The sequence below is a fragment of the Streptomyces sp. NBC_01232 genome, from assembly GCF_035989885.1.
Taxonomy (GTDB): Bacteria; Actinomycetota; Actinomycetes; order Streptomycetales; family Streptomycetaceae; genus Streptomyces.
On sequence record NZ_CP108518.1, the window covers coordinates 3,483,672 to 3,503,168 of the forward strand.

Consider the following 19,497-nt stretch of genomic DNA (forward strand, 5'->3'; position numbering starts at 1 on the left):
GGCGAAGGGTCCGCCGAAGAGGAGCATCAGCGGACCTGGCTCAGCCAGTGCAGGGTGCGGCGGATCTCGGCCGGGAAGGGGTGGGCCGGGCCGTGCAGCCGTTCCGCGTCGAACAGCAGGCGGGCCAGGGTGTCGTGGGCCGCCTGGCGGTCGCCGAGGGAGAGCAGCAGGTGGGCTATCCGGCGGCGGACCTCCAGCGGCAGGCCCGGGTCGGGGTTGGCGTAGTGGTTCTCGAAGAGCGGGAGCAGCGAGCGGTACTCCGCCAGGGCGGCGGCCGGCTCGCCGAGTTGCTCCAGGCACTGGGCCGAGTCGTAGCGGAAGCGCAGCGACTGGGGGTCGCCGGCCGGGAACTCGTCGGCGAGGCGGCGCAGTTCGGGCAGGGCGCGGCGGTACTGGCCGTCGTCCATCAGCGTGGCCGCGTACTGCTTGCGCAGGGAGCGGACCACCGGCGAGTGCTCGCCGTGCTCGGCGGCGGCCGCCGGGAGGATGCCGCCGAGGATGTCCACGGCCTGGGTGAGCTGCCCCTGGTCCAGGAGCTTGCGGGCCTCGTCCACGGCGCCGGGGACGTCGGCCTTGGGCGGCGCGGGCGGGGTGCTCGGCCGCGGGGGGACGGCCGTGGCCCGGTCCGGCCAGGGTGCCTGCGGGCGCAGGAAGGGCCGGGTCGGGTCGAGCGGGCCGGACGGGGTGCGGCTGTCGCGGGCGGGCAGCAGCGGGGCCAGGGCCTCGTACACCTCCTGGGCGGAGGCGGGCCGGTCCTGCGGGTCCTTGGCGAGGAGGTGGAGCAGGAGCTTCTCCAGCTCCGGCGGGACCTCCGGGCGCAGCTGGCGGACCGGGAGCGGGGGCTCGTACAGGTGGCGGTGGAGGACGCCGAGGGCGGTGGATCCGGCGAAGGGGACGTTGCCGCTGAGGAGTTCGTACAGCAGCACACCGAGGGCGTAGAGGTCGGTGTACGGGCCGACGGCGCCGCCCATGGCCTGCTCGGGCGCCATGTACGCGGGGCTGCCGATGGGCGAGCCGGTGCTGGTGAGGCGGGTGGTGTCCGTGTCCATCACCGAGGCGACGCCGAGGTCCAGGACGAGGACGGTGCCGTCCGGGCGGACCATCACGTTGCGCGGCTTCAGGTCCCGGTGCACGATCGGCACCGCGTGCACGGCCGACAGGACCGAGCACAGCTGCGCGACGACGGCGACCGCCCACTGCCAGGGGTACGGGTCGTGCTCGGCGAGGTGGTCGGCGAGGTCCGCGCCCTCCACGTAGCCCATGACGAGGAACAGTTCGTCGCCGTCGCTGCCCGCGTCGTGCACGGTGACCAGGCCGGGGTGGTCGACCTGCGCGGTGACCCGGCACTCGCGCACGAAGCGGCGGCGCAGTTCCTCGGCGACGGTGCCGGGCCCGGCGACCTTGTCGGGGCGCAGCAGTTTGACGGCGACGCGGCGGTCGAGGCGCCGGTCGTACGCGGTCCAGACCTGGCCCATGCCGCCCTGGCCGAGGATGGTCGCGAGCTGGTAGCGGTCGCCGATGAGCCGGTCGGTCACTGGTGCGGGTCCTGGAACGGGGTCTGGTGGGGATCGTTGCGGGGGCCGCCGGCCGGCGGGGTCTGCTTGCGCAGCAGCTCACTGAGCTCGTCGAGCTCGGCCCGGACCTGCCCGATGCGCGGGGGCGGGGTCGCCTGCGGCGGCACCTGGGGCGGCGCCGGGGTGGGCGTGGGCGCCGGGGTGGAGGGCCGGGTGGTGGCCGTGGAGGCGGGCGGGTAGCCGTAGGCGGGCCCGGTCGGCTGCGGGTGGGCGTACGGAGCGGACTGCGCCGGGTACCACTGCGCGGTCGGAGCCGTCCGCAGGGCCTCGTGGTACTTGATGTCGGCGACGAGGAAGTACACGCAGATCGCGAAGCCGGTGAAGATCGAGCCACCGGCCCCCAGGTTGCCCTGCCAGCCGTTGACGTCCGGGGTGGGGTCGATCTGGATGAGCGTCATCCACACGACGGCCAGCACGCCGCTGACCACCATCAGGATCCAGTCACGGGACTTGCGGGTGACCAGGGCGAGCCGCAGCAGTGACCCCCAGGCGAGGAAGCCGCAGCTGAGGACGGGCAGCAGCATGAACACGACGCGCAATGCCACCACACCCCCGGAATTGGACTGGGGGCCGTGCTGCGGCGGAAGGCCGGGGCCGTGCATCGCTGCTCCTGACGGGCCGTGCGGAAGAAGTTTCGGGTCTGAGGGTATACAGCGTTCCCGGCCATGGGTGAGGGGATGCGCGCAACCGTTGCACGCTCGCTGCACGGCTGTTCGCTCCGCCGATCACTCCGGCGTGACCGTGCCGTCGGAGAGGCCGTCGTAGAAACCCTGTACGAGTTGTTCGCCGAGCCGGCCCGCCAGCCGCAGCGCGTCCTCGAACTCGGCGAGCGCGCGGAAGCGGTCCCCGTAGCCCTGCTGCTGCGCCAGGGGCAGCCGGGGCAGGCGCAGTCGGCGTACGTCGAGCCGGGTGGCGGTGGAGGCGTGGCTGCTGGCGCGGCGGTTGTTGGCGGTGCCGCGCAGGAATCCGGCCAGGAACCACGGGTCGAGGGCGGCCGGGTCGGGGCGCAGCAGGGCCAGGCCGCGGCCCGGTACGGCGCCCGCGGTGGCCTCGTCGACGACCCGGGCGATGGCCGCGCCGCCGACGAGGGGGACGAGTACGTCGCCGGGCGCGGTGACCACGGGCTCGTCCGCGGTGGCGGCCAGCGTGCCGGAGGGTCCGGTTCCGGCGTAGACGTCCTGTTCGGTGAGGACGGGGGCCGAGCCGGTCCCGCCGCCGGTGCCGGTGTGCAGCTCCAGGGCGCCGGCTCGGGCGAGTTCGCCGATGGTGGTCATCGGCGGCCGGGCCGCGGCCGCGGCGGGCGCCGTTGCCGGCGGCGGTGTGAGCGCGGTGGCCCGGCCGAGGGTCTCGCCGAGCCGCTCCCGTACGGCGGTCAATTCGGCCGGACCGCCACCGGCGGCCGGCGGGGGCAGGTGGCGGGCGGGGGTGAGGTCCACGTCGTCGTCCAGCAGCTCGATGACGGGCACGACGCGGCTGACGCCCGGAACCTGCTCCACGGAGCCGGTGCGGTCGTACGCGCCCCAGGCGTCCCGCACCGCGCCGTCCACGGCGGTCCAGGCGGAGCGGAGTTGGCCGTCGGCGGCGAGGGCGGCGGTGTCGATGAGCAGCAGCCCGGCCGGGGGCGCCGCCTGGGGGGCGGGCCGGCGCAGCACCCACAGGTGCAGGGGGATCCCGTATGGAGGCGCCGCGCCGGCCGGGAGCGCGACGACGGCCCGCAGCGCGCCGCGGCGCAGCAGGTCGGCGCGGATGCGGCGGCCGGAGCGGCGGGCGGCGACGGCGGGCGGCATGAGCAGGACGGCGGTGCCGCCCTCGCGCAGGTGGGCCAGGGCGTGCTGGACCCAGGCGAGTTCGGATTCGGTGCGGGCCGGGAAGCCGTACTCCCAGCGCGGGTCGTAGGCCAGTTCCTCGTGGCCCCAGCCGCGTTCGTTGAACGGCGGGTGGCAGAGCACGGCGTCGACGGTGTCCTGCGGGAAGGCGTCTGCGCGCAGGCTGTCGGCGGCGGCGGCGCGGACCTGGGCGGGGCCGTTCAGGGCGAGGCGCAGTGCGGCGAGGGCGGCGAGTTCGGGCGAGGAGTCCTGCGCGTGCAGGGCGGTGGCGCCGGGGACGGCCCGCAGCAGGGTGCCGGTGCCGCAGGCGGGGTCGAGGACGGTGCGCGCTGCGGGTCCGGCGAGGGCGGCCATGAGCCCGGCGAGAGAGTCCGGGGTGAGCGTGTACTGGCGCGGGTTGGCGTCGAGGTGGCGTCCGAGGAGGAACTCGAAGGCCTGGCGGGCGCCGAGTTCGGCGGCGAGTTCGGCGGTGGCCCGCAGCAGCGGCATGGCGGCAGGGCGCAGCGGGATCGCGGTGAGGGCATGGCCCGGTCCGAGGCGCGCGCCGAGCACCTGATCGAGGACGGGCCTCAGCAGGGTGGTCATGCGTGCGTCGGAGACGGCGGTCAGCTCCAGCCAGTCGGCGGGCCGGTCGCGTACGACGAGCAGCGCGGCGCCCGCCTTGACGAGTGCGGTGACGGCGCCGCCGGGGTGGCCGGTGATCTGCTGCCAGACGCGTTCGCGCAGGGGGACCTCGGCGAGTTTGCCCTGGGCGCGCAGCCAGTGCTCCACCTCGCCGAGGGAGAAGGAGGGGCTGGTCTCGGTGCCGCCGACGGGCTTGGGGAAGTCGGCGTGGCGGCGCCGCCAGTTGCTCACGGCCGCGCGGCCGACTCCGGCCAGGCGGGCGACCTCGGCCGCGGTGACCTCGGCCGCGCCGGCCTCTGCTGCTGCCGCCTCTGCTGCGGCGGCCTCTACTGCGGCGTTCTCCTCGGGCATGCCGGGGAGCATACCCGCTCACACCCAAGAGACCGATTCACACCGTGAACCCAAACTCTTCCGTGAATCTTGTTGACTCGGTTCACAGCTATCTGGTGTGATCAGCACGTCAAACCAGAGCAGCCGGAGAAATCCAAGAACAGCCGGAGAGGCAGGAGTCACTCATGTCCCACACCTCGCGCACGTCCTGGATCGCCCGCCACAGGACGCTGACCAGCTGCGGGGCGGTCCTCGCCCTCGTGACGCTCGGTGCGTGCACCGCCCCGGAGGAGACCGGCGGGACCGAAGGGGGCGCGGCGCCGAAGCCCGCCGCCTCCTCCCCGGCCGCGAAGGGCGGCGACGCCCCGCAGAAGAAGGCCGCGATACGCGGCAGCGGCACCTTCGAGGTCGGCAAGGACGTCCCGCCGGGCACCTACCGCACCACCGGGAACGGCGGCGCCGGCTGCTACTGGGAGCGGAGCAAGGACTCCTCGGGCGAGCTGGACTCCATCCTCGCCAACGACAACGTGACCGGCACGAGCTACGTGACCATCGCGGCCACCGACAAGATCTTCAAGTCCGGCGACTGCAAGGACTGGGAGGCCGTGGACCCCCAGGCCGCGGGCGGCTCCCCGAAGACCGAGTTCTCCGGCAAGGCCGGAATGCTCAAGGTCGGCACGGACATCGCCCCCGGCACCTACAAGTCCGAGGGCCCCTCCGAGGACGGCGCCGGCTGCTACTGGGAACGCGCCAAGAACGCGGGCCACGACATCGACTCGATCATCGCCAACGAGAACCCGGCCGGTCCGGCCGTCGTGACGATCGGGGCCGACGACGCCTACTTCAAGACGGTCGACTGCGCGGACTGGAAGAAGTCCTGACCCGGTCGATCACTCCCGCCCACCTGAGCGGAATTTAATCTTCCGCTTCTCCTTTAGTCTTCTTTTACTCCCCGTCTCCCCGTCCCCCCGTCGTAGAGAGTCCCCATGCGTACCGCTCACCGCTTCACCGCCACCGCCGCCCTCGCCTGCGCCGCAGCCCTCGGCCTCACCGCCTGCTCCGCGTCCGGTCCGTTCCCGGACCTGTCCGGCTCCGAGGTGGCGGACAAGTCCGTGGACGCCCTGCGCGGCGCCTCCTCGCTCACCGTCAGCGGAAAGGTCTGGGACGGGGGCAAGCCGCTGGAGATGAACATGGCCGTCAGCAAGACCGGCGACTGCCGGGGCACGATCGCCGGCCAGGAAGGCTCCTTCGAGCTGATCCGCAACTCCGAGTTCGTCTTCATCAAGGCCGACGAGCCCTTCTACCGCTCCCAGATGAAGGACCTGCCCAAGGACCAGGCGGACGCGGCGGTCAAGCAGCTGGCGGGCCACTGGCTGAAGTCGAAGGCCACGGAGGCGGACTCGAAGGAACTGTCCGCCCTGTGCGACCTGAACGATCTCCTCAAGGAATTCGACGAGAGCAAGGGCGCGAAGAAGGGCGAGGTCACCACGGTCGGCGGCCACAAGGCCCTCACCCTGACCACGAAGACCACCGAGGGCACCGAGACCCTGCTGGTCGCCACCGAGGGCAAGCCGTACCTGCTCAAGGCGAGCACCACCGGCAAGGAGCCGGCCGAGGTCGCCTTCAGCGACTTCGACAAGCCGGTCCAGGCCGAGGCTCCGACCGGCAAGGACGTCATCGACGCGGACGCGATGAACTGACGCACCCCGCGGACACGGCTGCGGCCGGGGACCTGCAAGGTCCCCGGCCGCAGCCTTCTGCGTCGCCGGCCTACGAGCCGAGGATCGTGGTGAGGAACTCCCCGGTCCAGGCCAGCAGCTCCCGCCCGATCACCGGCTTGCCTCCGATCCTGCCCGCCTTCGGGCGCGGGATCAGGATCTGCGAGGTGGCCGGCTTGAGCACGGTGCCCGGGTAGAGCCGCTTGAGGCGCAGCTCCTGCGACTCGCGCAGCTCCACCGGCCCGAAGCGGATGTTGTTGCCCTGGAGGGTGATGTCCCCGACCCCGCAGGCCCGGGCGAGCATCCGCAGCCCGGCCACCAGCAGCAGGTTCTCCACCGGCTCCGGCAGCTTGCCGTAGCGGTCGGTGAGCTCCTCCCGTACGGCCTTGATGTCCGCCTCGGAGCCCGCGGAGGCGATGGACCGGTACGCCTGCAGGCGCAGCCGCTCGCCCGGCGCGTAGTCGTGCGGGACGTGCGCGTCGACCGGCAGCTCGATCTTGACCTCCAGCGGCGGCTCCTCCTCCACCCCGCCCTCGACCGCGGCCCGGTAGTCGGCCACCGCCTCGCCGACCATGCGGATGTACAGGTCGAAGCCGACGCCCGCGATGTGGCCGGACTGCTCGCCGCCGAGCAGATTGCCCGCGCCGCGGATCTCCAGGTCCTTCATCGCCACGTACATGCCCGCGCCCATCTCGGTGTGCTGGGCGATCGTCGCGAGCCGCTCGTGCGCGGTCTCCGTCAGCGGCTTCTCCGGCGGGTACAGGAAGTACGCGTACCCGCGCTCGCGGCCGCGCCCGACGCGGCCGCGCAGCTGGTGCAGCTGCGAGAGGCCGAAGTTGTCGCCGCGCTCCACGATCAGGGTGTTCGCGTTGGAGATGTCGATGCCCGACTCGACGATCGTGGTCGAGACGAGCACGTCGAACTTCTTCTCCCAGAAGTCGACGACGACCTGCTCCAGGGCCTGCTCCGACATCTGGCCGTGGGCCGTCGCGATCCGCGCCTCGGGCACGATCTCGCGCAGCTTGGCCGCCGCCCGGTCGATGGACTCGACCCGGTTGTGGATGTAGAAGCACTGGCCCTCGCGCAGCAGCTCGCGGCGGATGGCCGCGCCGATCTGCTTCTCCTCGTACGGGCCCACGAAGGTCAGCACCGGGTGGCGCTCCTCCGGAGGGGTGGTGATCGTCGACATCTCGCGGATGCCGGTCACCGCCATCTCCAGGGTGCGCGGGATCGGGGTCGCGGACATCGTGAGCACGTCGACGTTGGCGCGGAGCTTCTTCAACTGCTCCTTGTGCTCGACGCCGAACCGCTGCTCCTCGTCGACGATGACCAGGCCCAGGTCCTTGAAGCGGGTCTCCTGCGAGAACAGCCGGTGCGTGCCGATGACCACGTCCACCGAGCCTTCGTGCAGCCCCTCCAGGGTGGCCTTGGACTCGCTCTCGCTCTGGAAGCGCGAGAGCGCCTTCACCTTGACGGGGAACTGGCTGTAGCGCTCGGAGAAGGTGCCGAAGTGCTGCTGCACGAGGAGGGTCGTCGGGACGAGGACGGCTACCTGCTTGCCGTCCTGGACCGCCTTGAACGCGGCGCGCACGGCGATCTCCGTCTTGCCGTAGCCGACATCGCCGCAGATCAGCCGGTCCATCGGAACCGACTTCTCCATGTCCTCCTTGACCTCGGCGATGGTGGTGAGCTGGTCGGGCGTCTCCGCGTACGGGAAGGCGTCCTCCAGCTCGCGCTGCCAGGGGGTGTCCGGCCCGAAGGTGTGGCCGGGGGCCGCCATGCGCGCGCTGTAGAGCTTGATCAGGTCGGCGGCGATCTCCTTGACCGCCTTCTTCGCGCGCGCCTTGGTCTTGGTCCAGTCGGCGCCGCCGAGCCGGTGCAGGGTCGGGGCCTCGCCGCCGACGTACTTGGTGACCTGCTCCAGCTGGTCGGTGGGGATGTAGAGCCGGTCGCCGGGCTGCCCGCGCTTGGCAGGCGCGTACTCCACCAGCAGGTACTCGCGGGTGGCGCCCTGCACCGTCCGCTGGACCATCTCGACGTAGCGGCCCACGCCGTGCTGCTCGTGGACGATGTAGTCGCCGGCCTCCAGGGTCAGCGGGTCGATCGTCTTGCGGCGCCGGGTCGGCATCCGGCCCAGGTCCTTGGTGGCGGTGCGCTGGCCGGTGAGGTCGGTCTCGGTGAGGACGGCCAGGCGCAGCACCGGGTCCACGAAGCCGTTGTCGATCGAGCCGCAGGCCACATGGACCAGGCTCGGCTCCAGCGTGCGCAGCTCCGGCTCCAGCCGGGCCGCGATGCCCTCGCCGCCGAGCACCTCGACCGTACGGGCGGCCGGGCCGTGGCCCTCGGTGAGGTAGACGGTGTGCCAGCCCTCGGAGATCCAGCCCTTGGTGTCGGCGAGCGCCCGCGCGGTGTCGCCGCGGTAGGCCTCCGGGGCGTGCATGCCGAGCTTGAGGGTGTCGCCGCCGCCCGCGCTCTCGTCGGCGGCGAACGGGGACACCGACCACCACATCATGTCCAGCTCGCGGGCCCGGTCGCGGACGTCGGCGATCCCGCGGAGCGAGGCCGCGCCCACGTCGATGGGGGCCTCGCCGCCGCCCGCGGTGGCCGCCCAGGAAGCCATCAGGAACTCCTGGCTCGTGGCCACGAGGTCGGCGGCCCGGGTCCGTACCCGCTCGGGATCGCAGACGACGGCCATCGACCCGGCGGGCAGCACGTCGATCAGCAGTTCCATCTCGTCGACGAGAACCGGGGCGAGGGACTCCATGCCCTCCACGGCGATCCCCTCGGCGATCTTGTGCAGCAGCTCGCCGAGCTCGGGATGGGCCTCGGCGAGGGCCGCGGCCCGCTCCCGTACCTCGTCGGTGAGCAGCAGCTCGCGGCAGGGCGGGGCCCACAGGCCGTGCTCGGCGACCTCCAGGGAGCGCTGGTCGGCGACCTTGAAGTAGCGGATCTCCTCGACCTCGTCGCCCCAGAACTCGATGCGCAGCGGGTGTTCCTCGGTGGGCGGGAACACGTCGAGGATGCCGCCGCGCACGGCGAACTCCCCGCGCTTCTCGACGAGCTCGACCCGTGCGTACGCGGCGGCGGCCAGCGCCTCGGTGATCTCGCCGAGGTCGGCGCCGCCGCCCTGGCGCAGGCTGACCGGCACCAGGTCGCCGAGCCCCTTGACCTGCGGCTGGAGCACGGACCGGATGGGGGCGACGAGGACGCTCACGGGGCCTGCGGCCGGATCGTCCTTGCTCGGGTGCACCAGGCGGCGCAGGACGGCGAGCCGGCGGCCCATGGTGTCGCTGCGCGGGCTGAGCCGCTCGTGCGGGAGCGTCTCCCAGGACGGGTAGTCCACCACCTCGTCGGGGGGCAGCAGGGAGCGCAGCGCGGCGGCGAGGTCCTCGGCCTCGCGCCCGGTGGCGGTGACCGCGAGCACGGTCCGCCCGGTCTGCCGGGCCAGCGCGGCGATCGCGAAGGGCCGCGCGGCGGCGGGGCCGACGAGGTCCACGTGCATGCGCTTGCCGTCCCCGGCCGCGGTGACCGCCTCGGTGAGGGCGGCATCACGGGTGACGGCGTCGAGCAGTCCGTGCAGGCTCATGAAGAGGCTTTCCGTCCGGTGAAGGTCTGAATCCGGTGAAGGTCTGAAGGTGTGCAGTGCGGTGCCGGTTCGGGTGCGGGGCAACGCGAAGGGCCCGACACGTCGTACGGGCCGGGGGTTCCCACCCTACGACGACGCCCCTCGCCCCGCTTTACGATGTTCTTGTTCCGAACCGTCCCAGCTCGCCGCGTCACCTTCCGCCGGGGTCCGGCCCGATCCGCCCCACACCCCCCGAGGAGCAGAGTCCGTGACGAGCGATGCGATAGCCCGCCCGGCGCCGGCGACCCCGGCACCCGCGAAGTCCGGGCGCGGCGCGTGGGCACCGCCCTGGCTGGTGGCGGCCGGGCTGTTCCTCGTCTACCTCGCCCTGTCCGTCGGGCGGTTCCGGCGGATGGACTGGGCCTCCTGGGACCTGGGGATCTTCGAGCAGGCGATCCGCGCGTACGCGCACCTGCAGGAGCCCGTAGTCGACCTGAAGGGGCCGGGGGCCAACATCCTCGGGGACCACTTCAGCCCGATCATCGCGCTCGTCGCCCCCGTGTACCGGGTCTTCCCCGGGCCCGTCACCCTGCTGGTCGTGCAGGCCGCGCTGTTCGCGCTGTCCGCCGTGCCCGTCACCCGGGCGGCCGTGCAGATCCTCGGGCGGGCCCGCGGGCTCGCCGTCGGCATCGCGTACGGGCTGTCCTGGGGCATCCAGCGGGCCGTCGAGTTCGACTTCCACGAGATCGCCTTCGCGGTGCCCCTGCTGGCCTTCGCCCTGGAGGCGGTGCTCGCCCGGCGCTGGCGGGCCGCCCTGCTGTGGGGACTGCCGCTGGTCCTGGTGAAGGAGGACCTCGGCTTCACCCTCGCCGCCCTGGCGGTGGTGGTGGCCTGGCGGGCCCGCACGAGCGACCGGCGGATCGCGGTGACCGCGCTCGCCCTCGCCGGCGCGGCCTGCGTCTTCGCCGTCCTGGTGTTCACCGTGTTCATACCGGCCTTCGCCACCGGGGGCTACGGCTACTGGGACAAGATCGACGGCGCCGGTCCGCTCGCCGGCATCGGCACCAAGCTCACCACCCTGGCCTGGGTCCTGGTCCCCACCTCCGGGCTGCTCGCGCTGCGCTCGCCGCTGCTCCTGGTCGCCGCGCCCACCCTCGGCTGGCGGTTCCTGTCCGGGGACGACCACTACTGGTCCACCGACTGGCACTACAGCGCCGTGCTGATGCCCGTGGTGGCCCTGGCCCTCGTCGACGCCATCGACACCGTCCGGCGCGGCGAGCGGCCCCGGCTGCGCGCGTACGCCCTCCAGATGCCGACGGCCGTGCTCGCCGCCGCCCTCGCCCTGAGTGCGACGGCGATGCCGACCGCCAAGCTCGCGGAGGCCCGTACGTACGAGAAGCCCGAGCGCGTCCAGGCGATCGAGCGGCTCCTGGACCTGATCCCCGACGGGGCGACCGTGGAGGCGGACACCACCCCGCTGACCCGGCTGACCTCCCGCACCCGTGTGCTGTGGATCGGCGGCAGCAAGGGCGTGGTCCCGGACTGGATCACCCTCGACAACTCCTCCAAGTGGGCCGGCGAGGATCCGACCGCCTACGCCCGCCAGCTCCACCCCGGCGAGCAGTTCACCCTGGTGGGTGAGGCGGCCGGGATCGTGCTGATGCAGCGGGACCGGTAGCGGACCCGGCGGGCGACGCCGGAAACGAAGCCGGTCCGGGACCCCGAGGTCCCGGACCGGCATCTCCCCCGGACGATCGCGAGCGGTTACTCGCTCGCGATCGCGTTCAGTACGTTCATCCGCCCTGCCCGGAAGGCCGGGACCAGCGCGGCGAACAGGCCCACGAGGGCCGAGGCGGCGAACACCCCGAGGATCGTCGGCCACGGGATCTCCAGGACCTTCAGGCCCTGGAGCGCCAGCAGCTGCTGGGCGCCGATCCCCCAGCCCATGCCCAGCCCGAGGCCGAGGAGGGCACCGAAGAGGGCGATGACCACCGACTCCAGGCGGATCATGCGGCGCAGCTGGCGGCGGGAGAGGCCGATGGCGCGCATCAGGCCGATCTCGCGGGTCCGCTCGACCACCGAGAGGGCCAGGGTGTTCACGACGCCCAGGACCGCGACGATGATCGCGAGACCGAGGAGGCCGTAGACCATGTTCAGCAGCTGGCCGACCTGGTCCTTGAGCGCCTGCTTGTAGTCGGTCTGGTTGCGCACCTTGTACTGCGGGTACTCGGCCATGGCCGTCTTGACCGACTGGTAGGCGGCGGTGTCCGACTGACCGTCCTGCGCGCTGGCCAGCAGCATGAAGGGGAGCGGCAGCTTGTCGGCGGGGACGTTCGCCCGGGCCGCCTCGGTGCTGATGTACTTCATGCCCTTGTCGAGGTTGCCCTCGTCGCTGGTGATCGCGGCGACCTTCAGCTTGACGGTGTTGCCACCGGTGAAGGCGACCGTCAGCTCGTCGCCGAGCTTGATGCCGTGCTTGGTCGCGTACGCCGAGCCCACCGACATGGAGTCCTTGTCGTACGCCGCCGTGTGCTCGCCGGCCACCATCTTGCGCCGGATGTCCTTGGCGTACGTCGGGTCGGTGGCGCCGAGCCCATCCTCCTCGGAGGTGCCGTCGGGGGCCGTGACCTTGGCCGCGACCTCGCGGTATGCGGTGACGTGGTCGAGGCCCTTCATGGCGCGCAGGGCCTGCTCGGCCTGCGGCAGCACGGGCTGACCGGTCTCGGAGTTGACGATGTAGTCCGCTCCGACCGACTTGTCGAGCTCCTCGGTCGCGGAGGCCACCATCGAGGAGCCGACCACCGACAGGCAGGCGACCAGCGCGAGGCCGATCATCAGCGCGGCGGCGGTGGCGCCGGTGCGGCGCGGGTTGCGCAGGGCGTTGCGCTCGGCGAGCCGGCCCACGGACCCGAAGGGCCGCAGCACCGCTCCGGAGATCACCCGCACCACGCCCGCGGCGAGCAGCGGACCGATCACGATGAAGCCGATGAGGGAGAAGACGACGCCCAGGCCCAGCCAGGCCGAACCGGGTCCGGCCTTCTCGGCGGCCGTGGCGAGGTAGAGGCCTGCGCCGCCGATGCCGGTGAGGAACAGGCCGAGGCCTGCGCGGACGGCGCCGGCCTTCTTGTCGCCGGGGGTGCCGGACTCGCGCAGCGCGGCCATCGGGGAGACCTTGCCGGCCCGGCGGGCCGGGACGAAGGCGGAGACGACGGTCACGACGACGCCGAGGACGATGCCGACGACCGGGGTGGTCCAGGCGACGGTCAGGTCGTCGGTGGACAGGTGCATGCCCATGGAGCCCATGAGCTCCATCAGGCCGATGGCGAGGCCCACGCCCGCGCCGACACCCAGGACCGAGCCCACGACACCGAGCAGGAAGGCCTCGACGACCACGGACTTGAGGACCTGCCCGCTGTCCGCGCCGATGGCGCGCATCAGGCCGATCTCGCGGGTGCGCTGGGCCACCAGCATCGAGAAGGTGTTGAAGATCAGGAAGATGCCGACGAGGAAGGCGATCCCGGCGAAGCCGAGCATCACGTACTTCATGACGTCGAGGAAGGAGCCGACGTCCTTGCGGTTGGCGTCCGCGGCTTCCTTGGCGGTCTGCAGCTTGTAGGTGTCCGCGCCGACGGCCGTGGCGATGTTCTGCTTGAGCTGCTCGTCGCTCACCCCGTCCTTGGCGGTGACGTTGACGTGCGTGAATGCGCCCGGGGAGCCGAGCAGCGACGTCTGCGAGGTGGCGGTGTCGAAGTAGACGATCGCCGCGCCCGGGTTGGTGACGGTGAAGGTGGCGATACCGCTGATCTTCGCGCGGATGTCGCCGGTGATGGCGATGGTGCGCAGTTCGTCACCGAGCGCGAGGTGGTGCTTCTCGGCGGTGTCGGCGTCGACCATCACCTCGGTCGGGCCGCGCGGAGCGTGCCCCGAGGTGATCTTCATGGACTTGAGCTCGTTGTCGTTCCAGTTGCCCGCGATGGTCGGGGCGCCGGTGGTCGAGCCCATGTTCTCGTTCTTGGAGTTGACCACCGTGACGGACATCGAGACGACGCCGCCCTCGGCGTTCTTGACGCCCTCGGCCTTGCGGACCTGCTCGACCGCCGAGCCGGACAGCATCTCGGGGCGGCCGCGCTCGGGGTTCTCGTCCCCGTCCTTGCCCTCCTTCGGGCTGACGGTCACATCGGAGCTGGTGACGGCGAACAGCTTGTCGAAGGTGGTGTTCATGGTGTCGGTGAACACCAGGGTTCCGCAGACGAAGGCGACGGAGAGCAGGACCGCGATGGCCGAGAGCGCCATCCGCCCCTTGTGGGCGACGAAGTTGCGCCGCGAGGTCTTCAGGACGGTGTTGCTCATGAGGTCCGCCCGCGGGCGTCGAAGTCCTTCATGCGGTCCAGGACCTGGTCGGCGGTGGGGCCGTACATCTCGTCGACGATCCTGCCGTCGGCCAGGAAGATGACGCGGTCCGCGTAGGAGGCGGCCACCGGGTCGTGCGTGACCATGACGATCGTCTGGCCGAGCTCGTCCACCGAGCGGCGCAGGAAGCCGAGGACCTCGGCGCCCGCCCTGGAGTCCAGGTTTCCGGTCGGCTCGTCGCCGAAGATGATCTGCGGGCGGGCGGCGAGGGCGCGGGCCACCGCCACGCGCTGCTGCTGGCCGCCGGAGAGCTCGGTCGGGCGGTGCTTGAGACGGCCGGCGAGGCCCACGGTCTCCACGACCCGGTTGAGCCACTCCGCGTCGGGCTTGCGGCCCGCGATGTCCATGGGGAGCGTGATGTTCTCCAGGGCGTTGAGCGTGGGCAGCAGGTTGAAGGCCTGGAAGATGAAGCCGATCCGGTCACGGCGCAGCTGCGTGAGCTTCTTGTCCTTCAGCCCGGTGATCTCCGTGTCGTCCAGGTGGATCTGGCCGCTGGTCACCGTGTCGAGCCCGGCGAGGCAGTGCATCAGCGTGGACTTGCCGGAGCCCGAGGGACCCATGATCGCGGTGAACTGGCCGCTCATGATGTCCACGTCCACGTCGTCGAGGGCGACGACGCGCGTCTCCCCGGAGCCGTAGGCCTTGACGACCTTTCGTGCCCGGGCCGCGACGGCTGCATGCCCTCCAGTACCCCCGTGCCTGGTTTCGGTCATAGCCGTTGTCACGGACTTTCTCCTTCTTCGAATGCGTGCGTCTGCGTCGTGCGCGTCATCTGCGTACGGGTGCGTCCGACCGCGCCTGTATGTGCGTCGCCGTCATGAAGTCTCCGCCGGGCGGACGCACGGCGCGCTGGTGCCCATCGCCGTATCCGCCCGGGGGTTAACCCCACCCCCAGGCCCTGCTGCGTAGGTTCCAGTTAAGGAGACGGCGGGCCGCCCCACGTCCTCCGCCGGGAGGAACGACCCCTGGCCCGATGTGCGGAGGGACCCTTAGGGGATCTGCACCCTTCGGCGTACCGGCCCTGGGGGATACCGTCCGGCACGTGGCGGTGAGATGGTGTTCCCCGCAGTTACGTGCAGGGGGAAGGGATTTCGGTGGCATCGGCGGAGGGCACGGGCGCGAGCCCGGACGGCATACCCGCGGAGCGTCCGGACGCCGCGTCCGGGGCAGGGGTTCCGGCCGGGATCGCGACCGGCGGCGCCTCCGGGCGGAAGCCCGCCCCGCGGCCTCCCGCCCCCGTCGTCGCCTCGCTGATGCTCGGCATGGCCCTCGTCGCCCTGGACAGCACCATCGTGGCCACCGCCGTCCCGCAGATCGTGGGCGACCTCGGCGGCTTCTCCGTCTTCTCCTGGCTCTTCTCCGGCTACCTGCTCGCGGTGACCGTCACCCTGCCCGTTTACGGCAAGCTGTCCGACACCTTCGGACGCAAGCCCGTCCTGCTCTTCGGCATCGGCCTCTTCCTCATCGGCTCGCTGCTGTGCGCGTCCGCCTGGAACATGGCCGCGCTCATCGCCTTCCGCATCGTCCAGGGCCTGGGCGGCGGCGCCCTCCAGGGCACGATCCAGACCCTGGCCGCCGACCTGTACCCGCTGGCGGAGCGGCCGCGGATCCAGGCCCGGATGTCCAGCGTCTGGGCCACCTCGGCCGTGGCAGGCCCGGCGCTCGGCGGGCTGCTCGCCTCGTACGCGAACTGGCGCTGGATCTTCCTGATCAACCTGCCGCTGGCCGGCCTCGCCCTGTGGATGATCTCCCGGCACCTGACCGAGCCCGTACGGTCGCCCGGTCGCCGCGGACCGGTCGACTGGGCGGGGGCGCTGGCCGTCTTCGCCTGCGGCGGACTGCTGCTCTTCGCGCTCGTCCAGGGCGGGGTCGCCTGGCCCTGGCTGTCCGCGCCCTCCCTGGGTCTGCTGGGTGCGAGCGCGCTCCTGGCCGCGGTCGTGGTCCGGGTGGAGCGCCGCGCCGAGGAACCGATCCTGCCCGGCTGGGTGTGGCGCCGGCGCACCATCGCCGCCGTCAATCTCGCCATGGCCGCGCTCGGCCTGCTGATGGTCGCGCCCATGGTGTTCATGCCGACCTACGCGCAGTCCGTGCTCGGCCTCGGCCCCGTCGGCGCCGGCCTGGTCATGTCGGTGATGACCCTGAGCTGGCCCGTCAGCGCCGCCTGCAGCCAGCACGTCTACCGGCGCATCGGCTTCCGCAACACCGCCGCCGTCGGGATCGGGCTGGCCGCCGTGATCCTGTTCTCCTTCACGCTGCCCCCCCACCCCGCCCGGCCCTGGCAGCCCGCGCTGATCATGCTGCTGCTGGGCGGCGCCCTCGGTCTCTTCCAGCTCCCGCTGATCGTCGGGGTCCAGTCCACCGTCGGCTGGGCGGAGCGCGGGACCACGACCGCCTCGGTGCTGTTCTGCCGTCAGGTCGGCCAGAGCGTGGGCGCCGCGCTGCTCGCCGCCGTCGCCAACGCCACCCTCGCCGCCCGCCTGGCGGACGCCCCCGTGGCGGGCCTCCCCAAGCACCTGGACGACGTGGCGAAGGCGCTGGCCGAGCCCGGACTGCTGCCCGGCGCCGCCGCCGACTACCTGCGCCGGGCCGTGGCCGCCGCGGTGGAGCACATCTTCCTCGGCGCGTCGGCGGCCGCCGTGGCCGCGCTGCTGGTCCTGCTGCTCGTGGCGCCGCGCAGGTTCCCCGTGCTGCCGGAACTGCGCGAGGAGTAGCGGCGGCACGGAGGGGGGCGGCTCGGAGGGGCGGCTTGTCATGGCCGGGCCAGTAAGTGACCCTCGTGGCACGACCGTTCACGGGGGGACCACACCATGGCATCCGCACTCTGCGCACTCGCGTTACTGGCCGCGCTCGCCGGCCCGATCTGTCTGCGGCTCCGCCGTGACCCGGGCTTCATCACCGGACGCGACGGCCGCCTCTCCACCTCGATCGTGCTCGCCCTCGCCTGGACGGTGATCCTGCTCTGGCTGCTGCTCGCGATCCTCGGCTACGGGCTCACCGCCGGCGGCGGGGTCGCGTACTTCCGGGGCGCCGACGGGCCGCTGTCCACCCTGACCACGGTCTACCTGCCGCTGCTCGGCGGCCCGTACGTGGCCCTGATCGCGGCGAAGGCCGTCGTCGGCCTGCGCGTGGAGCACGGCACCATGACCAAGCCCGCCGCCCGCCCGACCGGCTCCGGCCGCAGGCCCCTGCACGAGCTGATCGCGAACGACAGCGGCCGCACCGACCTGGTGGACGTCCAGTACGTCGCGCTCAGCGCGGTGACCATGCTGTACGTGGTGCTGTTCTTCCTGGCGGACGCGGGCGGCGGACTTCCGCGCCTGCCCTCCGAGATATGGGCCCTGACGGGCGCCCCGGCGGGCGCGTACCTGGTCAACAAGATGGCCGTGCGCGCCAACCCGGTGATCACGAACGTCACGCTGAAGGACGGCCGGCTGATGGTCGAGGGCGGCGGCTTCACCCCCGGCCCGGCGGGTCCCCCGCCCCTCCTCACCGTCGACGACACCGCCCTCCCGGCCCTGGCCGACCCCCTCACGGGAGCCCTGACCGCCACGCTCGACCCGCCGAGGGCCGCGCCGTTCACCGTGGTCGTCACGGCCCGCGGCCTGCGCAGCGACCCGTACCGCTACGGGTCCCCCGCGAAGCCCGCCGTCCCCGCGCCCCTGCGGACATAGCTCAGGCCCGCGCGGGCACGCGAGCGGCACGCCGTGATCCCCACGGTCCACGGCACGTACACGCTCTTCCGGGAACCGGGCCCGCGCTGGGCATGGACGCCAGGGCCGAGGCGTGGGAGCGCCGGGAGTTCCTCCAGAGCCCGCCGACCGCAGCCCGCAGGATGGGGCCCGCAGGGTGGGGCTCTTCAGTCCTTGTCGCCCTTGTGGCGGGCGTAGTACCGGGCCACCCGGGCCCGGTTGCCGCAGACCGATGCCACGCACCAGCGGCGCCGGGGGTGCGCCGGCAGGAAGAGCAGCACGCAGTCGTGCGCCTCGCACGCCCGCACCTGCCCCACCCGGGGGTCCGTGAGGAGTTCCGCGGCCGCCTCGGCCAGCTCGGCCGCCAGCCGCCGGGCCGGGCCGGCGCCGCGGTGCGCAGCGGCGACCGTCCCGCCCTCCTCGGTCCAGGCCAGCACCCGGTGCGCCGGCGCAGCGGCCAGGGCCTCGTTCAGTGCGCGCAGCGCTCCGTCCGGCGGCCGCTCACCGCGCCGCGCGGCTTCGAGCGCCGCCCGCGCGGCCTCCCGTACCGCCTGTACGGCGGCCACCTCGGCCGCGCCCACCGCGTCGAGCGGGGTCAGCCGCCCGGCCTGCCCGGCCAGCCAGTCCGCGAGTGCCGCCGGGTCCGCGACGAGGTCGCCCTCGGCGGTCTCGGTGTTGAGGAGGTCCAGCGCGAGGGGCTCACCGGTGAGCGGGAAGGTCACTGTCACCCGCCTAATGGTACTGCAATCACTTGACCCATTAGCGATCACCGGCAAGACTAATGGAACCAAGGCCATAGGAGGCATGTGATGACCGCTCGCCGCACCCTTCCCGCCGTCCGGCACCGCACCGTCGACGTGGACGGCGTCCGGGTCGCCTACCGCGAGAGCGGCCCGGCCGACGGACCCGTACTGCTGCTCCTGCACGGCTTCCCCACCGCCTCGCACCAGTTCGCACGGCTGATGGACGCCCTCGGCGACACCCCGTACCGCCTGATCGCCCCCGACTACCCCGGCTCCGGCCGCACCGAGGCCCCGGCCGGGTTCACGTACACCTTCGACCGGCTCGCCGACATCGTGGAGGGCTTCACCGACGCCCTCCGGCTGGACCGCTTCGCCCTGTACGTCTTCGACTTCGGCGCCCCGGTCGGACTGCGGCTCGCCGCGCGCCGCCCGGAGCGGGTCACCGGCCTGATCGTCCAGAACGGAAACGCCTACGAGGAGGGCCTCTCGGACGCGGCCCGCGAGTTCGCCGGGCTCCGGCGCGAGGTCCCCGGCAACGAGGAGCGCGTCCGCGGCCTCTTCGCCCCGGAGGGCATCCGCTTCCAGTACGAGAGCGGCGTTGCCGACGCCGAGCTGCTCTCCCCCGACAGCTGGACCCTCGACCTGCACCACCTCGGCCTGCCGGGCCGCGCCGACGCCCAGGCCGACCTCGCCTTCGACTATGCCTCGAACTTCGCCCACTACCCCGCCTGGCAGGCCTGGCTGCGCGCCGCCCGGATCCCCGTCCTGGTCGTGTGGGGCGCCGGCGACCCCTTCTTCACCCCGGCGGGCGCGAAGGCCTACCTCCGCGACGCCCCGGACGCGGACGTCCACGTCTTCGAGGGCGCGGGCCACTTCGCCCTGGAGACCCATCTCCCGCAGATCGCCCCGCTGATCGAGGACTTCCTCGGCCGGCTGCCGGACGGAACGGTCACCGTCGCGTACTGAGTCCGTAACGGCGGCCCGGCGGCAGGACTTCGGCGTGCCGGATGGGGAATGA

13 protein-coding genes are annotated in these 19,497 nt (G+C 72.6%); 6 read left to right on the top strand and 7 right to left on the bottom strand.

Features of this window, described 5'->3' with window-relative positions; genetic code table 11:
* Positions 1-26 precede the first annotated feature (26 nt).
* The 3 genes from OG444_RS16040 to OG444_RS16050 all read right to left on the bottom strand — a co-directional run bounded on the left by OG444_RS16040 (position 27) and on the right by OG444_RS16050 (position 4,375).
* Complete coding sequence (locus OG444_RS16040; RefSeq protein WP_327262820.1) at positions 27-1,535, bottom strand: serine/threonine-protein kinase; 1,509 nt, start codon at positions 1,533-1,535, stop codon at positions 27-29.
* Positions 1,532-2,176, bottom strand: a complete 645-nt coding sequence (locus OG444_RS16045; RefSeq protein ID WP_327262821.1) for a hypothetical protein — start codon at positions 2,174-2,176, stop codon at positions 1,532-1,534. Before OG444_RS16045 ends, OG444_RS16040 begins: the two co-directional genes overlap by 4 nt.
* Before the next feature lie 123 nt (positions 2,177-2,299).
* Positions 2,300-4,375 carry an N-6 DNA methylase gene (locus OG444_RS16050; protein WP_327262822.1) on the bottom strand — a complete coding sequence of 692 codons (2,076 nt, stop codon included), beginning with the start codon at positions 4,373-4,375 and terminating at the stop codon, positions 2,300-2,302.
* A gap of 164 nt (positions 4,376-4,539) precedes the next feature.
* Between OG444_RS16050 and OG444_RS16055 the strand changes: the two genes are divergently transcribed.
* Both OG444_RS16055 and OG444_RS16060 read left to right on the top strand, forming a co-directional pair.
* A complete protein-coding gene (locus tag OG444_RS16055; protein ID WP_327262823.1) occupies positions 4,540-5,235 on the top strand; it encodes a hypothetical protein in 696 nt (231 codons plus the stop codon).
* Positions 5,236-5,340: 105 nt separating this feature from the next.
* On the top strand, positions 5,341-6,054 hold the full coding sequence (locus tag OG444_RS16060) for a hypothetical protein (RefSeq protein ID WP_327262824.1): 714 nt from the start codon (positions 5,341-5,343) through the stop codon (positions 6,052-6,054).
* A 70-nt stretch (positions 6,055-6,124) separates the two neighbouring features.
* Here the strand turns inward: OG444_RS16060 and mfd are convergent, their stop codons facing one another.
* Positions 6,125-9,658: a transcription-repair coupling factor gene (gene mfd / locus OG444_RS16065; protein ID WP_327262825.1), complete on the bottom strand. Its 3,534-nt coding sequence runs from the start codon at positions 9,656-9,658 to the stop codon at positions 6,125-6,127.
* Positions 9,659-10,049: 391 nt separating this feature from the next.
* Here mfd and OG444_RS16070 point away from each other — a divergent pair, with 391 nt between their 5' ends.
* Positions 10,050-11,315, top strand: coding sequence for a DUF2079 domain-containing protein (locus OG444_RS16070; protein ID WP_442810757.1), 1,266 nt, complete (start codon positions 10,050-10,052; stop codon positions 11,313-11,315).
* A gap of 86 nt (positions 11,316-11,401) precedes the next feature.
* Here OG444_RS16070 and OG444_RS16075 read toward each other — a convergent pair whose 3' ends face one another.
* Complete coding sequence (locus OG444_RS16075) at positions 11,402-13,987, bottom strand: ABC transporter permease (RefSeq protein ID WP_327262826.1); 2,586 nt, start codon at positions 13,985-13,987, stop codon at positions 11,402-11,404.
* Positions 13,984-14,760, bottom strand: a complete 777-nt coding sequence (locus tag OG444_RS16080; protein ID WP_245385273.1) for an ABC transporter ATP-binding protein — start codon at positions 14,758-14,760, stop codon at positions 13,984-13,986. Before OG444_RS16080 ends, OG444_RS16075 begins: the two co-directional genes overlap by 4 nt.
* Before the next feature lie 420 nt (positions 14,761-15,180).
* On the opposite strand from OG444_RS16080, the gene OG444_RS16085 reads away from it, so the two are divergent.
* Positions 15,181-16,758 (top strand): MFS transporter, encoded by a 1,578-nt coding sequence (locus OG444_RS16085; RefSeq protein WP_442810758.1) that lies wholly within the window; start codon positions 15,181-15,183, stop codon positions 16,756-16,758.
* A 96-nt stretch (positions 16,759-16,854) separates the two neighbouring features.
* Entirely contained in the window at positions 16,855-17,718 is an 864-nt protein-coding gene (locus OG444_RS16090; RefSeq protein ID WP_327262827.1) for a hypothetical protein, read from the top strand.
* 185 nt (positions 17,719-17,903) lie between these two features.
* Here OG444_RS16090 and OG444_RS16095 read toward each other — a convergent pair whose 3' ends face one another.
* A complete protein-coding gene (locus tag OG444_RS16095; protein WP_327262828.1) occupies positions 17,904-18,464 on the bottom strand; it encodes a CGNR zinc finger domain-containing protein in 561 nt (186 codons plus the stop codon).
* Positions 18,465-18,545: 81 nt separating this feature from the next.
* On the opposite strand from OG444_RS16095, the gene OG444_RS16100 reads away from it, so the two are divergent.
* Complete coding sequence (locus OG444_RS16100; RefSeq protein WP_327262829.1) at positions 18,546-19,445, top strand: alpha/beta fold hydrolase; 900 nt, start codon at positions 18,546-18,548, stop codon at positions 19,443-19,445.
* The last annotated feature ends 52 nt before the right edge of the window (positions 19,446-19,497 follow it).